This window comes from Arthrobacter sp. 05L45_2, assembly GCF_056397525.1.
On record NZ_JBFTNO010000043.1, the window covers coordinates 1 to 17,385 of the forward strand.

Here is a 17,385-nt window from a genome sequence, read left to right on the forward strand (position 1 = left end):
AGCTGGGGCCTGTCGCGCCGGCGATGGAGCTAGATCCGCGATACCACTGGTAGCCAACTACGGCGCCCGGTTCAGCATTGCTCCAGGTAGGCCCACTCAGCGACAGTGACTGTCCGACGACCGGCTTGCCGGCTATGGCGGTGTTCCAGCCGGCCCCCACAAATGCCCCTGAACGGACAGTTACCGGTGCGGCGGACTGTTCGGTGCCGGCCCCCTGCGCTTCCAGTGAGGCAAGCACTGTCAGTTGAACCGACTTGGTTGCCATCGACGGATCAATCGGCAACGTGTCACCCTCGCCGACCGGGTGGTCGGCCGCTCGAACCGTGACGCCGTCGATGATCCAGCGGTATTTGATCCAGCCGGCGCCGCTCCATTGGCCCCCCGTTGAGGTGAGAGTTCCACCGGCAACGGGGTCGCCCTCGATGACCGGCGGATTGATGTTTTCCGGAGTAGCGGGCGGATCAACCGCCGGCGTCGTCTCGCCCGGCGGTACCACCGGTGCAGGAGTCGGCTGGTCCGAAACCGTGCTGGTCTCCATCGGCAGCGCCTGCGCTGCCGGAGCCATCAAAAGACCGGCGAGCAGTGCGATGCTCCCGGCCGTGGCTACTGTCCTGGTCATGCCGCCAGGACGCGTCCGATTAAGGACACTTCTATGCAGAGACAACTAAGTCCCCTTCCCCCATTTGAGACCGGCTAGCCCGGTCGGAGTTATTGTAAGGGTGAGCGCCGACACTGACCGGCCGGGGCCGGCGAGGTCGCTCCTTGTGCTCCCGCAGACCTGCACCGCGGGGGCACATTGACACGGACGCGCCGTCATTTCTGCCCCAACGAGGCTGGTCCGCCCGTCAAAGTGCCCCGAACCGGCGTCCGTGCCTGCCTCGGCCCGGCGCGCAACCGCCGCGGCCCACCCCGCATGTGACGCCCCGTTACCCTGCGTGAACTGGTGTTTCCGGACCGTTGTTCCGCCCGATGACGCCGCCCTATCGTCGATGCATGGCTATTCAGGACATTTACCCCACGGCGCTGCGGCTGCTCGGCCGCCCGGTGCTGGTGGTCGGCGGCGGACCCGTCGCCGCCCGCCGCGCCAAGGGACTGCTCGACGCCGGCGCCCTCGTCACAGTGGTCGCCCCGCTCGCCTGCCCCGCCCTGAACGACCTCGCCGCTGCCGGCCTCCTCGACTGGCAGCCGCGCGCCTACCGCAGCTCCGACGTCGACGGCGCCTGGTTCGTGCAGACGGCCACGGGCGACGCCGACGTCGACGCCCGGGTTGCCGCCGACGCCGAAGCCCAGCGCATCTGGTGCGTCAACGCCTCCAACCACGAAGCCTCCGCGGCCTGGACGCCCGCCGTCGCCGTCCTTGACGACGTCAAGATCGCGGTCAACGCCGGGGGAGACCCGCGCCGCGCCATGGCCCTGCGCGACGCCGTCGCCACCGCCCTGGACTCCGGGGACCTGCCGCTGCGGCGGCACAGGCCCGGCGCAGGTGCCGGCACCGGAGCTGGCACCGTGGCCCTCGTCGGCGGCGGCCCCGGGGACACCGGACTCATCACCGTCCGCGGCCGCAGGCTCCTGGGCCAGGCCGACGTCGTGGTCGCCGACCGGCTCGGCCCGCGCGAACTGCTGGCGGAACTGGCGCCCGACGTCCGGGTCATCGAGGTCGGCAAAACCCCCGGCCACCACCCCGTCCCGCAGGCCGAGATCAACCGGATCCTGGTCGAGGAAGCCCGGCAGGGCCACCGGGTGGTCCGGCTCAAGGGCGGCGATCCCTWTRTCCTKGGCCGCGGCGGCGAGGAAGCCGAGCACTGCCGGCACCACGGCGTCGAGGTCGAAGTGGTTCCCGGAGTCACATCCGCCGTCTCCGTGCCGGCCGCCGCCGGAATCCCGGTCACGCACCGCGGCCTCGCCAAAGGCTTCAGCGTTGTCACCGGCCACGAGGAGCTCTCCGAAGTTCCCGCCCGGGCCGACCACACCGTGATCCTGCTCATGGGCGTGGGCCAGCTCCGCGATTCCGCGGCCTCGCTGGGACGCGCCGGTTTGCCAGCCGGGACCCCTGTTGGCATCGTAGAGAATGGCTACCTGCCGAATCAGCGGGTGACCATTGGAACGCTCGGGACCATCGCGGATCAGGCGGAGGCGGCCGGCGTCGCGAACCCTGCCGTGATCGTSATYGGCGACGTGGTCCGGGTCAGTCCGTTCGCGCCGTCGCACTTCAAGACCGCGGACTACAGCACCACCWCCCCGAACGMKCCSCGYAYYRCCAAGACCCGCGTACTGACCCCCTAACCCCGTCGATTGCTCCGAAACGGCCCTTTTCAGACCCGAAAAGGGCACGTACGGAGCAACGGATGCAGAAGACCAAAGGAACACAGCCGTGTCAACGAACACCCCCGTAGGAACTGCCGCCCGCCCGCTGCGCGTCGCCGTCGTCGGATCCGGCCCCGCCGGTGTCTACGCCGCAGACATCCTGACCAAGAGCGAGGCCGTCAAGAGCGGCGACCTCACGGCCAGCATCGACCTCTTCGACCGCTACCCGGCCCCCTACGGCCTGATCCGCTACGGCGTGGCCCCTGACCACCCGCGCATCAAGGGCATCGTCAACGCCCTGCACAAGGTCCTGGACCGCGGCGACATCCGGTTCTTCGGCAACGTGGACTACGGCACAGACCTCACCCTCGAGGACCTCCGCACGCACTACGACGCCGTCATCTTCGCCACCGGCGCCATCAAGGACGCGGACCTGAACATCCCCGGCATCGAACTCGAGGGCTCCTACGGCGGCGCCGACTTCGTCTCCTGGTACGACGGCCACCCGGACGTGCCCCGCGAGTGGCCGCTGGACGCCAAGGAAGTCGCCGTCATCGGCAACGGCAACGTGGCCCTGGACGTCGCCCGGATGCTCTCCAAGCACGCCGACGACCTCCTGGTCTCCGAAATCCCGGACAACGTCTACGCCGGTCTCAAGGCCTCCCCGGTCACGGACGTCCACGTCTTTGGCCGCCGCGGACCGGCCCAGGTGAAGTTCACGCCCTTGGAGCTGCGCGAACTGTCCCACTCCAAGGACGTCGACATCATCCTCTACGCCGAGGACTTCGAATTCGACGCCGAATCGGACCGGCAGATCCAGGGCAACAACCAGACCAAGACCATGGTGGGCACGCTCACCAACTGGATCGCCGAGCAGCCCGAGGACCTCTCCGAGCTGACCGCCTCCCGCCGGCTGCACCTGCACTTCCTGCACAGCCCGGTTGAGGTCTACGACGACGCCGCCACCCCCGGCCGCGTCGCCGGGATCAAGTTTGAGCGCACCGAACTCGACGGCACCGGCAACGCCCGCGGCACCGGGGAGTTCGTCGACTACCCGGTCCAGGCCGTGTACCGTGCCATCGGCTACTTCGGCTCCGCCCTGCCTGAGGTCGAGTTCGACCACAGCAGGGGCGTGGTCCCGAACGACGGCGGCCGGGTGCTGGACGCCGCCGGCGCCCAGGTGCCCGGCATCTACGCCACCGGCTGGATCAAACGCGGTCCGGTCGGCCTGATCGGGCACACCAAGGGCGACGCGCTGGAAACCGTGACCTACCTGCTGGAAGACCGCGAAACCCTGCCCTTGGCCGCGGCGCCCGCGCCGGAGGCCATCGTCGGGCTGCTGGATGGCCGCGGCGTGCAGTACACCAGCTGGGAAGGCTGGCTGGCGCTGGATGCCCACGAGCGCTCGCTCGGGGAAAAGGCCAGCGCCGAAACCGGCAGCGTCCAGCGCGAACGCATCAAGGTGGTTCCGCGCGGCGACATGGTGGAGATTTCCCGCGGCGGGGTCGCCGCGGAGGTCTAGGCGCCCCGCCGCGCCCTTCGCCGCGTCGGGAAGGCGGCATTCCCGGCAGGTAGTCAGTAGGCTTACCGTCATGGACACCGCCAGGCACCCAGGAACCGGCCGATGAGGCTCCGTCACAGCAACGCGTCCGGCCGCGGCTACCGCCGGGTTCCGGCCGGAACCGGGTTCAGCTACAAGGACCTGGACGGCTCAACCCTGCCGGCCGGCCCGGTCCGGGAGCGCCTGGAGAGCATCGGCATCCCGCCGGCGTGGACCGACGTCTGGATCGCCCCCTACGAGAACGGCCACATCCAGGCGACAGGAGTCGACGCCGTCGGCCGGCGCCAGTACATCTACCATCCGAGCTGGCGGGAGCGGAAAGACCGGCTGAAGTTCGACCGCTCCCTGCAGCTCGCCGAAACCCTGCCCTCCGCACGCCGGCTGGTGACGCTGGACCTGCGCACCGACGGGTTCACCCGCGAACGGGTGCTGGCGGCCGCCTTCCGGATGCTGGACACCGGATCGCTGCGTGTCGGCTCGGAGCGGTACACCAACGAGAACGGCAGCCACGGCCTGGCCACGTTGCTGTGCGCCCACGTCAGGCTGCGCAACGACGAACTCCGGCTCAGCTTCCCCGCCAAGAGCGGGAAAACCTGGGAGTCGAGGATCGACGACGCCGACCTCGCCGCCGTCGTCCGCTCGCTGAAGCGCCGCGGCGGCAACRCCCGCCTGCTGGCCTACAAAAACGGCCGCAGCTGGCACCCGGTGACCAGCGCCGAGATCAACGAGTACGTCAAGGTGCGCACCGGCGGGGACTTCACTGCGAAGGACTTCCGTACCCTGCGCGGGACCGTGGCGGCGGCCATCAGCCTTGCCGACAGCGGACCGCAGACCAAGGTCTCGGCCCGGAAGCGGGCCATCAGCCGGGCCATGGTGGACGCCGCCGCGGTGCTCGGCAACACGCCGTCGATCGCCCGGAAGAGCTACGTGGACCCGCGGCTGCTGGACCACTTCGCGGCCGGCGAAACCATCGACCCGAAGCGCCGGGATTCGGCCGAATCGGAGGTCAGGGCGTTGCTGTACCAGGAGGGCGACGTCGTCCCGCTCCGCTGAGCGGAGCTACATCCAGCCGGGGCTACATCCGGCCGAACCGGGCGCGGACCAGCGCGAAGGCCCCGTAGGCCATAAACCCGGCGCCGATCGCCAGGAGCAGGTACGGGCCGAAGGGGTGGTGCTGCAGCGCCTTGAGGCTGCCGTCGAGCCCGGTGGACGACCCGGGGTCGTGGGTCACCGCCGCCATCACAAACAGCAGGCCGGTCAGCACCAGGGCCAGCCCCTTCGCTACGTGCCCGGCCACACCGAGGACGCTGATGAGATGGCCGCGGTGTGTGCCCTCGAAATGCGCCAGCTCTTCCTTGAACTTCTTGCCCAGGCCCTTGACCACAAAGTAAATCCCGATCCCGCCCACCGTCAGGCCCAGGCCGACCAGCAGCGGAGCGCCCAGGGGCCGGTTCATCAGGGCCTCGCTGAACGCGGCGGTGGACTCGCCCGAATCGCTGCGGAAGCCCAGGGCGAAGTTGGCGAAAGTGAAGCCGATGCTGCCGTACGCGATCGCCAGGAAGCCGGAGGAGACCAGCTTGCCCAGCCGTTGGCCGCGCGGCAGGCGCCGGGCCCGCAGGGTGGCCTCGCTCAGCTGCCACACTGCCAGACCCGCGCATCCGACGCAGCACAGCCACATCACGGCAGGTCCCCACGGGTTCGCGGCAAGCTGCTCAATTGCGCCGGTCGGCTCGGCCTGACCCGGCGCGCCGAGCACCAGCGCGACCGCGATCGCGCCGATTACCACGTGGAGCAGTGCCATTACGGCGAAGCCCCAGCGGGCGATGACGTCCAGCACCTTGCTGTTGGAGGCGGCCTCGGCGGCGTCGGCAGCCTCCCCGATGGCGGCCTCGGGGGAGTGCGCCGCGGCACCGCCCGGCAGGTCCTTGCTCAACGGTGTTCTCCCATGGCCACGAGCTTACGCGCCGCGGGCACCCGCTTCCGCCTTGGTGCTAAGTGTGCTTACTATGTCCGTGGTGCGTGCCCGCAGCTGGCGGCACCACTTTCGAATTCGACGTCGCACGATAGGAAGCTCACCATGTCAGGTAACCTCGTAGCCCGATCCATCCACGACCTCACCGCCGGCGCCTGGTTCGGCGGTTCGCTGATGGGCGCCATTGGGCTGAATGGCGCCACGGCAGAGGCCAAGGATCCCGCCGAGCGGACCCGCCTCTCCAGCCTCGGCTGGAAGAAGTGGGCCCCGTACCAGACGGCGGCCTTCGGCGCGCACTTCCTCTCCGGTCTCGCGATCATGTGGGAGAACAAGGGCCGGATGGCCAAGCAGGACGGAGTCACCCGGCTGAGCATTTACAAGTCGGTGGTCACCCTGGCCGGCGCCGCCGTCACCCTCTACGCCGGCATGCAGGGCGCCAAGGTGGAGAAGCTTGCGGCCGAGGGGGCCGAAGGCGCCACCGAGCCCAAGCCGGGCGCCTCCGACGAGCTGCGTTCCGCGCAGCAGCAGCTGAAAATCCTGCAGTGGGCCATTCCGGTCTTCGCCGGCTGGGTTGTTGTCCTCGGCGCCAAGCACGGCGAAATGCAGCGGCCCAAGAACGTCTTCAAGGGCCTGTCCCGCTAGACGGACCGGATCCAGTCCGCGCAGGCATCAAGGTTGCGGTGGACGCTTTCGACGGCGGCGGCTTCGTCACGGCCGGCGATGGCGTCCACCAGCTCCCCGTGCCCCTCATCGGGGAGCCCGTTGAAGCCGTCCCGACGCTGCTGGCGGAGCAGGTCCCGGTGGAATACCCCGCCGAAGCTGACGTAGAGCTCGTGCAGCAGCGGGTTGGCTGACGCCTGCGCCACCATGATATGGAAGTCCCAATCCGCCTGCGCCCAGCCGGCGAAGTCGCCAGCCAGCCAGGCCGCGCTGCGCTGCGCCAGGAGTATCCCCATCGCCGTAACATCCGCGTCGGTGGCATGGCGGGCCGCGAGCCGGGCGGCCTGGGTGTCCAGGCCCACCCGGACCTCCAGGATGTGGGCCTGGGAATGGTCCTGGTACATCCRCTGCGCCGCGCCGGAGATTTCGCTGGTGGCGCGCACGTACGTTCCGTCACCCTGCCGGACCTCAAGCATCCCGCTGTGGGCGAGGGCCTTGATGGACTCCCGCAAGGTCCCCCGCGAGACTCCCAGAGCCGCCATCAGCTCCGGCTCGGCGGGAATCCGCTGCTGCAGCGGCCACTCCCCGGAGTGGATCGAGGCGCGCAGTTTGGCGGTCACTTCTTCGGCCAGCGGAGCCCGGTGCGGTGCGCCCGGTGTCTTCATTGCCCGGCTTCCTTAGGTGTTCCGGCCTTTGTTGCCGCCCGTCCGGCAGGGTGCCGGCCAGCTCCTGCCGTGAGCAGCTGCCCGACGGCGATCTGGCCCAGGGCGATGGCGAACAGCAGTGCCAGCGGGAGCGTCCAGGCGCCTGTGGCGCTGTGCAGCAGTCCCATGCCGAACGGGCCGACGGTAGCCAGCAGGTAGCCGGCCGACTGGGCCACGGTGGAGAGCGCCGTCGTCTCGGCCGGGGTCCGTCCGCTGCGGCTGATCATCACCATGACCAACGGGAAGATCCCGAGCCCGAAGCCGAGGAGGACGGCCGTCAGCGCTGCCCAGGAAACAGGCAGGACCAGCATCGCCAGGACTCCCAGTGCCATCGTCATCGTCGCCAGGTGGAAGGCCAGGCGCAGCCTCCGGGGGCGGGAGCCGATGGCGACGAGGATCATTCCGGCAGGGACCGAGACCAGCTGCATCAGGCCGAACATCAGCCCGCTCTCGGAAGTGGTTAGGCCGCGGGTGGCCAGCAGATACGGGAACCAGCTCAGCACGGCGTAGGCCAGGAGCGCCTGGACCGTGAAGCCGAGCGTGATCAGCACTCCGGTGCGGGTCCGCAGCAACGGCCACGGCGAGATCCGGCCGGCCTTGGCTGCCGGAGCGTTGCGGTGCGCGTGCACGGCAATCGGCAGGAAGCCCAGGCACGCGGACAGCGCCAGGATGCCGATGGTGCCCAGGCCGGCCGACGGCGACCCGAGCTGCTGGGCCGCCGGGACGATCAGCATGGCCACCACTGTGGCGCCGGTGGTCATTGTCACCGTGTACACGGCCGTCATCAGGGATGTCCGGTCGGCGAAGTGGGTGCGGATGAAGGACGGCATCGCGACGTTGCACACCGCCAGGCCGGACATGCCCACCACGGTGCCGGCCAGCAGCATCCCGGTGGAGGGGACACCGCGCAGCAGCAGGCCCCCGGCGAGCATGGCCAGCGAGAGCAGGATGGCCTTTTCGAGGCCCAGGTGCCGGGTCAGCCAGGAGGTGGCGGCCCCCGCCACAGCGAAGCACAGGGTGGGGATCGAGGGGAGCAGTGCGGCGATCAGCGGCCCGTAGCCGAGGACCTGCTGCAGTTCGTGGAACAGGGCCGCGGCCCCGGTGATGCCGGCGCGCAGGTTGAGCCCGATCAGGACGAGTGCCACGACGCCAGCCACCACCACGCCGCGCGGGCGGGGGGTCCCCGGTTGAACGGGCGGGGAAGCGACGGGTGCCGCAGTGTTGCTAACCATTCCTAAAGGTTAGACGTCTGACGTTTCAGCCCCGGCCTTTAGTGGCGAAGATCTCGCCCAGTGACACGGCCCTCCCGGGCTACGGGGGAGTGCCTCAGCGCGGGTGCCGGGAGCTGAGCCGCTGCACGGCCAGGGCCAGCCACAGCTGCACCCGGTCCGCGGTCTGGGCGGGGTCGTAACCGGTCAACTCAGTGATCTGGGCCAGCCGGTAGCGCACCGTGTTGCGGTGCAGGGTCAGCTCCTCGGCCACTGCGGCGACCGACCCGTTGTTGCCCAGGTAGCTCTCCAGGGTGGTCATCAGTTCAGCGCCGTGGGCAGCATCAAACTGCCGGAGCGGGTTCAGGGACTCGTTGGCCATGTCCGCCAGCGGCACGTCCTCACTGGCCAGCAATAGCGAGGTCAGGCTCAACCGCTCCGGCTCGTTGACGGGCAGGCCGTGGCTCGCGGCGTCGCGCGCCTCGAAATAGCTCCAGCGCAGGCCGTTCGGTTTGGTGTAGGCCCCGCCGATGCCGATCGTGGCGTGAATTCCGGCCTCGGCGAGGTGGTCGCTGAGGCTCCGGGCCAGGGCACTCGCGCCGCTGCCGTCGTCGTTGACCAGCACCACCAGGTCCTTGCCGACGACGGCAGTCACCGCCGCCGCCAGCGGCTGCGGCAGAGAGCTGCTGCCCAGCTGCTTGGTATGGGCCGCCGATTCCGCCAGCAGGACCACGTTCTTGCGGGTGCTGTTGACTCCGATGCCGGCCAGGCGCCGGGTGGCCTCGGTAGCGTCGAGCGTCCCGTGGATGACGTCCTCCAGCACCTGCCCGGCAAGGGCTCGCTGGGCCTGGCGCTGTTTGACCATGTTGTTGAGCTCGACGCTGATCAGGTTCTGCGCATAACCCACAATCCCCGAGTCCTCGAACGGATGCCGCACCCACAGGGTGCAGGCGTCGCGCCGGCCGGTCGGGATGGGGTACGACGCCCAGCCCTCCGCCGTCGGGGCCGGACTGCCCGCAGCGCTGTTGTAGAGCTGCGCCGTGAACTGGGTCAGGACGATTTCGGTGCGCAGCATGGAGCCGAGGTGCTTGAGCAGCTCGCTGAGGCCGCCGCCGGTCAGCAGCGCCCGGGCCAGCACCTGGTGCCCGGCGATCAGGCGTTCCAGTTTGGCGTAGTGGTCCGCGGACTGGGCATCGGCCACGAGCTTGCCGATCGCGATGAAGGGCGTCTCGTACGGCACTTCCACCACGGGCAATCCCCAGCGGTTGGCCTCCGCGATCAGGGCGGGCGGCACGGCGTCGTGGGTCAGCCCGATGCCGAAGCCGATCCCCACCGCGCCTGCACGCTGGACCTGGCGGACAAAGCGGCGCTGCTCGGGCGCGGTCCGGAGCCGCATCCCGGTGGTGAGGATCAGTTCGCCGCCGTTCAGGAAGCGCTGCGGGTCTTCCTGCTCGGTCACCGCGACCCAGTGGATGTCCTGGTGCCAGGTGGTCTCCGCGAGCCCGGACTTCGTCAGCTTGAGGGACGGCACCCCCAGCAGGGCGGCGAGTGAAATGGCCATAAAAAGAGGATAACCGGGGGCTGGTCAACCGCACTAAAGTCTGCCGCAGACGGTGTGCAGCTGCCTATTCCCYGCCTTGGCCCCGTGGCATAGGCTCGGAGCAGTCGCAGATCCTTCCTACCTGCCTKYYCSAGGCCAGCACGAAAGAGGTTGTACACCGTGGTTCAAACCTTGCAGAACTTCATCAACGGCGAATTCGTCACCCCCGCCGGCACAGCCCTGCTGGACATCGTGAACCCGACGAACGGCGACGTCGTGGCCAAGTCGCCGGTGTCCGTGCAGGCCGACGTCGACGCCGCCATGACCGCCGCGAAGGACGCCTTCGCCAGCTGGAAGCACGTCACCCCCGCCCAGCGCCAGCTGATGCTGCTCAAGCTCGCCGACGCCGTCGAGGCCAACAGCGACGAACTGGTCGAAGCCCAGCACCGCAACACCGGCCAGGTCCGGTCCCTGATCGCCGCCGAGGAAGTCGCCGCCGGCGCCGACCAGCTGCGGTTCTTCGCCGGTGCTGCCCGCCTCCTGGAAGGCAAGTCCGCCGGGGAATACCTTGAGGGCCACACCTCCTACGTGCGCCGCGAACCGATCGGCGTCGTGGCCCAGGTGGCCCCGTGGAACTACCCGTTCCTGATGGCGATCTGGAAGATCGGCCCCGCCCTCGCCGCGGGCAACACCGTGGTCCTGAAGCCCTCGGACACCACCCCGGAGTCCACCCTGGTCCTGGCCCGCCTCGCCGGCGACATCCTCCCGGCCGGTGTCCTGAACGTCGTCCTCGGCACGGGCGAGACCGGCGCCATGATGGTCGAACACAAGGTCCCCGGCCTGGTCTCCATCACCGGTTCCGTCCGGGCCGGGATCGCCGTCGCCTCCGGCKCGGCCAAGGGCCTCAAGCGAGCGCACCTCGAACTCGGCGGCAAGGCGCCCGCCATTGTCTTCAAGGACGCCGACATCAAAAAGAGCGCCGCCGCCATCGCGGAGTTCGCCTTCTTCAACGCCGGCCAGGACTGCACCGCCATCACCCGGGTGCTGGTTGAGGACTCCGTCCACGACGACGTCGTTGCCGCCATGGTGGAGCACACCAAGACCCTGCACACGGGCTCCCAGAACGACGAGGACAACTACTTCGGTCCGCTGAACAACGTGAACCACTTCAACGCGGTCACCTCCGTCGTGGAGCACCTGCCGGCAAACTGCAGGATCGAAACCGGCGGCCACCGCGCGGGGGAGCAGGGCTTCTTCTTCGAACCCACCATCATCACCGGCGCCAAGCAGACCGACGACGTGGTGCAGAAGGAAACCTTCGGCCCGGTCATCACGGTGCAGAAGTTCCGCACCGAGGCGGAGGCCATCGAGCTGGCCAACGACGTCGAATACGCCCTGGCCTCCAGCGTCTGGACCACGGACCACGGCACGGCCATGCGCGTCAGCCGCGATTTGGACTTCGGTGCCGTCTGGATCAACACTCACATCCTCCTCACGGCCGAGATGCCGCACGGAGGCTTCAAGCAGTCCGGCTACGGCAAGGACCTGTCCATGTACGGGGTTGAGGACTACACCCGCATCAAGCACGTTATGAGCGCGCTGGACGCTTAGAGCTCCGCCCAGCGACCCCACCCTGCCACTCCCGCCGCCGCCGGGCAGCCCCGTCGATTGACGCCGCTGCCGGGCCCGGCCGCCCGTTTCCCGCCCAGAAAGGCCTCCCCATGACCACCACCGCACACGACATCAGCTTCCGTCTTGAGCAGAAGCGCCGCGTCCAGGCCGACTTCCCGGGCCCCAAGTCCGTCGCCCTGACCGAACGCCGCAAAGCCGTCGTCGCCTCCGGCGTCGCCTCCAGCGTCCCGGTGTACGTCGCCGACGCCGACGGCGGCATCATCCAGGACGTTGACGGCAACTCCTTCATCGACCTCGGCGCCGGCATCGCCGTCACGAGCGTCGGCGCCTCAGACCCCGCCGTCGTCGGCGCCGTCAAGGAGGCCGTGGAGCACTTCACCCACACCTGCTTTATGGTCACGCCCTACGAGGGTTACGTCGCCGTCGCCGAGCAGCTGAACCGCCTCACGCCCGGCGACCACGAGAAGCGCACGGTGCTGTTCAACTCCGGCGCCGAAGCCGTGGAGAACGCCATCAAGGTGGCCCGCCTCGCCACCGGCCGGGACGCCGTCGTCGCCTTCGACCACGCCTACCACGGCCGCACCAACCTSACCATGGCSCTGACCGCCAAGGCCATGCCSTACAAGACCAACTTCGGCCCGTTCGCGCCCGAGGTSTACCGCATGCCGATGAGCTACCCGTTCCGCGAGGAGAACCCGGAGATCACCGGTGCCGAGGCCGCCAAGCGCGCCATCACCATGATCGAGAAGCAGATCGGCGGCGAATCCGTGGCCGCCATCATCATCGAACCGATCCAGGGCGAGGGCGGCTTCATCGTCCCGGCCGAGGGCTTCCTGCCCGCACTGGCCGCCTGGGCCAAGGACAAGGGCATCGTCTTCATCGCCGATGAGGTCCAGTCCGGTTTCTGCCGCACCGGCGAATGGTTCGCCGTGAACCACGAAGGCGTCGTCCCGGACATCATCACCATGGCCAAGGGCATCGCCGGCGGCATGCCGCTCTCGGCCATCACCGGCCGCGCCGACCTGCTCGACGCCGTCCACCCGGGCGGCCTCGGCGGCACCTACGGCGGAAACCCGGTGGCCTGTGCCGCTGCGCTGGCCGCCATCGGCTCGATGGAGCAGTACGACCTCAACGCCCGTGCYCGCCACATCGAGGAGCTCGCCGTCGGCAAGCTGCGCGAACTCGCCTCCGAGCTCTCCGTGGTCGGCGACATCCGCGGCCGCGGCGCCATGCTCGCGGTGGAACTGGTCCAGGCCGGTTCGAAGGAACCCAACCCGGAGCTGACCAAGGCCGTGGCCGCCGCCTGCCTCAAGGAGGGTGTCATTATCCTCACCTGCGGCACCTACGGCAACGTCATCCGGCTCCTGCCGCCGCTGGTCATCAGCGACGAACTGCTGCTGGACGGCCTCGAGGTCCTCGCCGCGGCGGTCCGCGCCAACGCCTGAACCACACCCGGGGATACCCGGACGCCACGCCCACGAGCCGCGGACTGACCAGTCCGCGGCTCGTGCGCGTCCGGGGACCGAAAGTTACCCACAATTCGCGGCAGCGCTGGGCTAGAGTCGTTCCTACCACTGCAGGAACGCAGACCGGCCGACGTCGCCCGGACCCCCGGAGCCAAGCTGGATTCTGCCCCAGACCCATAAGGGGTTCTTACATGCGATACGTAGTTGGCTACACACCCAACGACCGCGGCGCCGACGCCGTTGCGCTGGCTTCGGCCATGGCCCGCGCCCAGGGCGCCCATCTGGACCTGGTCCACGTGGTGGACCGCAAGACCCCGTACGTCGCGCTGAATCCGCAGGGAAACCGCGTCAGCGTCGCCGAGCAGTCCGTGCTCACGGCCGAGCGGCAGGGACTGGCCCTGGTCCCCGAGGGCCTGGAGGCCCGCTTCCACGTGCGGCAGGCGGACTCCTTCGCCGCCGGCCTGATCGACGCCGCCAAGGAGTACCGGGCCGGCCTGATCGTGGTGGGTGCGGCGAGCAACGGCCTCTTCAAGCGGTACAGCGTGGGCAGCGTGGCCAACGCCCTGCTGCACGCCTCCCCGGTGCCGGTGGCCCTGGCGCCCCGCGGCTACCGGCACACCGACGCCATCACCCGGCTGACCCTCGCCGTCGGGGAACGGACGGGCGCGGAGGCAGCCATTGATGTTGCGATTGCCTCGGCCGGCCGCCGCGGCGTGCCGCTGCGGCTGGTATCGCTGGTGGAGCTCGACGCCGAGGGCGACGGCGGCGAAAACGTCAACGCCGCGCACGTCCACGCCAACACGGTCCTCAAGGCCGCGGCCGAGCGGCTGCCCGAAGGCCACCACGCCAGCGTCGAGGTGGCACACGGCCGCACCATCGAGGAGGCTATCGATGACCTGGAATGGGACGACGCCGAGATCCTGATCGTGGGCTCGTCGCGCCTGGCGGAGAAGAACAAGCTCTTTATCGGCAGCACGGCCAACAAGGTCCTGCGGGCCCTCCCCGTGCCCATGGTCGTGGTGCCGCGCGACTACGAGCGCATCGACTCAAGCCCGGAAGACTAAGGGCCCGGAGTACTGAACCGGCGCCGCCGCCGGGTGCGTTCGCCTAGGCGGCGGCCCGGGCCAGCCGGCGCGTCACGGAATTCTTCCGGGCGGTCCGCAGCATGTCCGCGGTCAGCAGCAGCAGTGCGAGCCAGACGACGCCGAACCCGATCCAGCGCTCCGGGGTCATGGCTTCCTTGAAGACCACCAGGGCCACGATGAACTGCAGCACCGGGGCGAAGTACTGCAGCAGCCCGATGGTGGTCATCGGCAGCCGCCGGGCGGACGCGCCGAAGAACAGCAGCGGAACGGCCGTGATGACGCCGGAGGCGACGAGTAGCCAGAAGTGTCCTGCGCCCTGGGTGGTCAGGGACGCGGCCCCGGTGGTGGCGAGGACAATCATGGTGACGCCGGCGAGCGGGGAGAGCACGATGGTCTCCACGGAGAGGCTGGTGATCGCATCCGCCCGAGGTCCCACCCGTTTCTTCACGAAGCCGTAGAGCCCAAAGCTGAAGGCCAGGGTCAGGGCGATCCACGGCAGCTTGCCGTAGGAGTAGGTCAGGACACCGACGGCGACGAAGCCGATCCCGACGGCGGCCCACTGCAGCGGGCGGAGCTTCTCCTTCAGCACAAAGACGCCCAGCAGCACCGAAACGAGCGGGTTGATGAAGTAGCCCAGCGACGTCTCGACGGCCTGGCGCGTGGTCACGCCGTACGTGTAGGTCAGCCAGTTCACGGCGATAAGGCCGGCYGCCAGGCCGAGCGGGCCGATCACGGTCCGGTTCCGGAACGCGGCCCCGATCACCCGCCAGGTGCGGGTTACGGTGATCAGCAGGACGCAGAAGAGCAGGGACCACACCACACGGTTGGCCACGATTTCGACGGCGCTGGCCGGCTGCAGCACAAAGAAGTACAGCGGAAGCAGGCCCCACAAACCGTAAGCGCCGATCCCGAACAGGATTCCCGTCGTCGTGTCCTTGTCCACGGCCTTCAGCTCCGACACCGTCGCGGACGAGCTGCCCGCGACGGGGGCGGCTCCCGGGGCGGGAGCGGCGTCGGCCGGGGACGTCAAGGCTGCGGAAACGGGGGAGCCGTCGGAGATAGACACAAGACCAATAACACCACCCTCCGGGCGGCTATTCCTGCCGCCGGGCACGGCACGGCGCGGGGACATTTAGAATAGGGGACTGTGCGCTGTTACTTCCGGCGCACCCGCTATGACTCAGAAGGGCTCCCGGTGTCCAACACGGCCGAATCTCCGTCCAAACGTCCCCTCCGCGTCGCGATCGTCGGCGCAGGACCGGCCGGTGTCTACGCCGCTGACATCCTGACCAAGTCCAACGAGGTCAAGGACGGCGACTTCGAAGTCAGCATCGACCTGTTCGAGGCCTACCCCGCGCCCTACGGCCTCATCCGCTACGGCGTGGCGCCGGACCACCCCCGCATCAAGGGCATCGTCAATGCCCTGCACAAGGTCCTGGACCGCGGCGACATCCGCTTCCTCGGCAACGTCACGTACGGGCGGGACCTGACCCTGCACGATTTCCGCGCCTTCTACGACGCCGTGATTTTCTCCACCGGCGCCATCAAGGACGCGGACCTGGACATCCCCGGCGTCGATCTTGAGGGCTCCTTCGGCGGCGCCGACTTTGTCTCCTGGTACGACGGCCACCCGGACGTCTCCCGGGACTGGCCGCTGGAGGCCAAGGAAATCGCCGTGATCGGCAACGGCAACGTGGCCCTCGACGTCGCCCGGATGCTGGTCAAGCACGCGGACGACCTGCTGGTCACCGAGATCCCGGACAACGTGTACCGCGCCCTCAAGGATTCGCCGGTCACGGACGTCCACGTCTTCGGCCGCCGCGGGCCGGCGCAGGTGAAGTTCACCCCACTGGAACTGCGCGAACTCAGCCACGCCAACGACGTCGACATCGTGCTCTACCCGGAGGACTTCGAGTTTGACGAAGCCTCCGACGAGGCAATCCGCACCAACAACCAGATCAAGACCATGGTCAACACCCTGGGCAACTGGCTGGTCGAGGAACACGCCGAGGCCGAAGAGCCGTCGTCCCGCCGGCTGCACCTGCACTTCCTGCACAACCCGGTGGAAATCCACGACGACGCCGCGCACCCCGGCGCCGTCACCGGCATCAAGTTTGAGCGGATGCAGCTGGACGGCACGGGCAACGTCAAGGGCACCGGCGAGTTCGTCGACTATCCGGTCCAGGCCGTCTACCGGGCCATCGGGTACCACGGGTCCCCGCTGGACGAACTGGCCTACGACGCCCGGCGCGGTGTCATCCCCAACGAGGGCGGCCGGGTGCTGGACGCCGACGGCAACACCGTGCCCGGCATCTACGCCACCGGCTGGATCAAGCGCGGCCCCGTGGGGCTGATCGGCCACACCAAGGGCGACGCCCTCGAGACCATCGGCTTCCTGCTTGAGGACCGGCTGACCCTTCCGCCGGCGCAGAACCCGGACCCGCAGGCCATCATCGACCTGCTCGACGAACGCGGCATCCAGTACACCACCTGGGAAGGCTGGAACAAGCTGGACGCGCACGAGCTCGCCCTCGGCGCGGCCTGGACCGCGCCCGAAGGGGTCGACGGCGTCGTCCGCGAACGCATCAAGGTTGTGCCGCGGGACGAGATGATCCGGATCTCCCGGGACTGAGCCTCCCTGCCGCGGCGCATCCTGCCGCTCGACTCGCAAATCCCCTGGCGCACCGGGTATTACCGCGTCGAGGGGTGATTTGCGCGTCGAGGGGCGTGAGGCGCGTCGGCCGAGGCCCCGCGGATCCTCTGGCGGGGGCCCGAATCGCCCCGTAGACTCGGGGGACGGCGCCGCCTCCCGTGCGCCGTCGTGCGCAGAACGCGGTGCGCAGCCGAGGGTGCCCTTCAGGTGGGAGTTCAATGAAGAATCCGGTCGAGCAGGCAGCCCTGCGCGGTTCCGGCAACGGAGTCAGCCCGGAACTGCGCCAGAAGCAGGCCCGCGCCGGCCATGAGCACCTGGAATCCCTCGGCCTGGGCGGGGAACCGCTCCCCGGGCTCCGCAGCCTGATCCGCGAATCCTGGCAACGCTCCGCCCGGCTGCACGCCAACCCGGACCATCCCGAAGCCCCGCTGGCCATGGACCGCGAGGAACTTGAGGAATACCGCCGGCAGCATCCGCTGGCCGCAATCATGCCCGTCATCCACAAGCTCCTCGTTCTGCCCAGCCATGACAGCGGGATGCTCGTGGCCGTGGGGGACGAGGTGGGCCGGCTGCTCTGGGTAGAGGGGGACCCGGCAATGC

At 69.1% G+C, this 17,385-nt stretch carries 13 protein-coding genes and 2 pseudogenes; 9 read left to right on the top strand and 6 right to left on the bottom strand.

Features of this window, described 5'->3' with window-relative positions:
• Window positions 1–619 (bottom strand): annotated as a pseudogene (locus AC1DHD_RS05475) (hypothetical protein); the annotation flags it as partial.
• A 374-nt stretch (window positions 620–993) separates the two neighbouring features.
• Here AC1DHD_RS05475 and cobA point away from each other — a divergent pair.
• The 3 genes from cobA to AC1DHD_RS05490 all read left to right on the top strand — a co-directional run bounded on the left by cobA (window position 994) and on the right by AC1DHD_RS05490 (window position 4,918).
• On the top strand, window positions 994–2,283 hold the full coding sequence (cobA, locus tag AC1DHD_RS05480) for a uroporphyrinogen-III C-methyltransferase (protein WP_476878734.1): 1,290 nt from the start codon (window positions 994–996) through the stop codon (window positions 2,281–2,283).
• Between the two features lie 88 nt (window positions 2,284–2,371).
• Complete coding sequence (locus AC1DHD_RS05485; protein WP_476878735.1) at window positions 2,372–3,826, top strand: FAD-dependent oxidoreductase; 1,455 nt, start codon at window positions 2,372–2,374, stop codon at window positions 3,824–3,826.
• 102 nt (window positions 3,827–3,928) lie between these two features.
• On the top strand, window positions 3,929–4,918 hold the full coding sequence (locus AC1DHD_RS05490; RefSeq protein WP_476878736.1) for a DNA topoisomerase IB: 990 nt from the start codon (window positions 3,929–3,931) through the stop codon (window positions 4,916–4,918).
• A gap of 22 nt (window positions 4,919–4,940) precedes the next feature.
• Here the strand turns inward: AC1DHD_RS05490 and AC1DHD_RS05495 are convergent, their stop codons facing one another.
• On the bottom strand, window positions 4,941–5,798 hold the full coding sequence (locus AC1DHD_RS05495) for a DUF1206 domain-containing protein (protein WP_476878737.1): 858 nt from the start codon (window positions 5,796–5,798) through the stop codon (window positions 4,941–4,943).
• Window positions 5,799–5,942: 144 nt separating this feature from the next.
• On the opposite strand from AC1DHD_RS05495, the gene AC1DHD_RS05500 reads away from it, so the two are divergent.
• Entirely contained in the window at window positions 5,943–6,479 is a 537-nt protein-coding gene (locus tag AC1DHD_RS05500) for a hypothetical protein (RefSeq protein ID WP_476878738.1), read from the top strand.
• On the opposite strand, the gene AC1DHD_RS05505 is transcribed toward AC1DHD_RS05500, so the two are convergent.
• From AC1DHD_RS05505 to AC1DHD_RS05515, 3 genes are all read right to left on the bottom strand, one after another.
• Entirely contained in the window at window positions 6,476–7,162 is a 687-nt protein-coding gene (locus AC1DHD_RS05505; protein ID WP_476878739.1) for a FadR/GntR family transcriptional regulator, read from the bottom strand. The genes AC1DHD_RS05500 and AC1DHD_RS05505 overlap by 4 nt on opposite strands.
• Complete coding sequence (locus AC1DHD_RS05510; RefSeq protein WP_476878740.1) at window positions 7,159–8,433, bottom strand: MFS transporter; 1,275 nt, start codon at window positions 8,431–8,433, stop codon at window positions 7,159–7,161. The genes AC1DHD_RS05505 and AC1DHD_RS05510 overlap by 4 nt, the downstream gene beginning before the upstream one ends.
• 94 nt (window positions 8,434–8,527) lie before the next feature.
• Window positions 8,528–9,970 carry a PucR family transcriptional regulator gene (locus tag AC1DHD_RS05515; RefSeq protein ID WP_476878741.1) on the bottom strand — a complete coding sequence of 481 codons (1,443 nt, stop codon included), beginning with the start codon at window positions 9,968–9,970 and terminating at the stop codon, window positions 8,528–8,530.
• A gap of 159 nt (window positions 9,971–10,129) precedes the next feature.
• Between AC1DHD_RS05515 and AC1DHD_RS05520 the strand changes: the two genes are divergently transcribed.
• The 3 genes from AC1DHD_RS05520 to AC1DHD_RS05530 all read left to right on the top strand — a co-directional run bounded on the left by AC1DHD_RS05520 (window position 10,130) and on the right by AC1DHD_RS05530 (window position 14,111).
• Window positions 10,130–11,560 (top strand): gamma-aminobutyraldehyde dehydrogenase, encoded by a 1,431-nt coding sequence (locus tag AC1DHD_RS05520; protein ID WP_476878742.1) that lies wholly within the window; start codon window positions 10,130–10,132, stop codon window positions 11,558–11,560.
• Between the two features lie 110 nt (window positions 11,561–11,670).
• On the top strand, window positions 11,671–13,026 hold the full coding sequence (gene gabT, locus AC1DHD_RS05525) for a 4-aminobutyrate--2-oxoglutarate transaminase (RefSeq protein ID WP_476878743.1): 1,356 nt from the start codon (window positions 11,671–11,673) through the stop codon (window positions 13,024–13,026).
• Between the two features lie 212 nt (window positions 13,027–13,238).
• Window positions 13,239–14,111 carry a universal stress protein gene (locus tag AC1DHD_RS05530; protein ID WP_476878744.1) on the top strand — a complete coding sequence of 291 codons (873 nt, stop codon included), beginning with the start codon at window positions 13,239–13,241 and terminating at the stop codon, window positions 14,109–14,111.
• 43 nt (window positions 14,112–14,154) lie between these two features.
• Here the strand turns inward: AC1DHD_RS05530 and rarD are convergent, their stop codons facing one another.
• Complete coding sequence (rarD, locus tag AC1DHD_RS05535) at window positions 14,155–15,075, bottom strand: EamA family transporter RarD (protein WP_476878745.1); 921 nt, start codon at window positions 15,073–15,075, stop codon at window positions 14,155–14,157.
• Window positions 15,076–15,327: 252 nt separating this feature from the next.
• On the opposite strand from rarD, the gene AC1DHD_RS05540 reads away from it, so the two are divergent.
• Together AC1DHD_RS05540 and AC1DHD_RS05545 are read left to right on the top strand one after the other, a co-directional pair.
• Window positions 15,328–16,764, top strand: a complete 1,437-nt coding sequence (locus tag AC1DHD_RS05540) for an FAD-dependent oxidoreductase (RefSeq protein WP_476878746.1) — start codon at window positions 15,328–15,330, stop codon at window positions 16,762–16,764.
• Window positions 16,765–17,003: 239 nt separating this feature from the next.
• Window positions 17,004–17,385, top strand: a pseudogene (locus tag AC1DHD_RS05545) (transcriptional regulator); the annotation flags it as partial.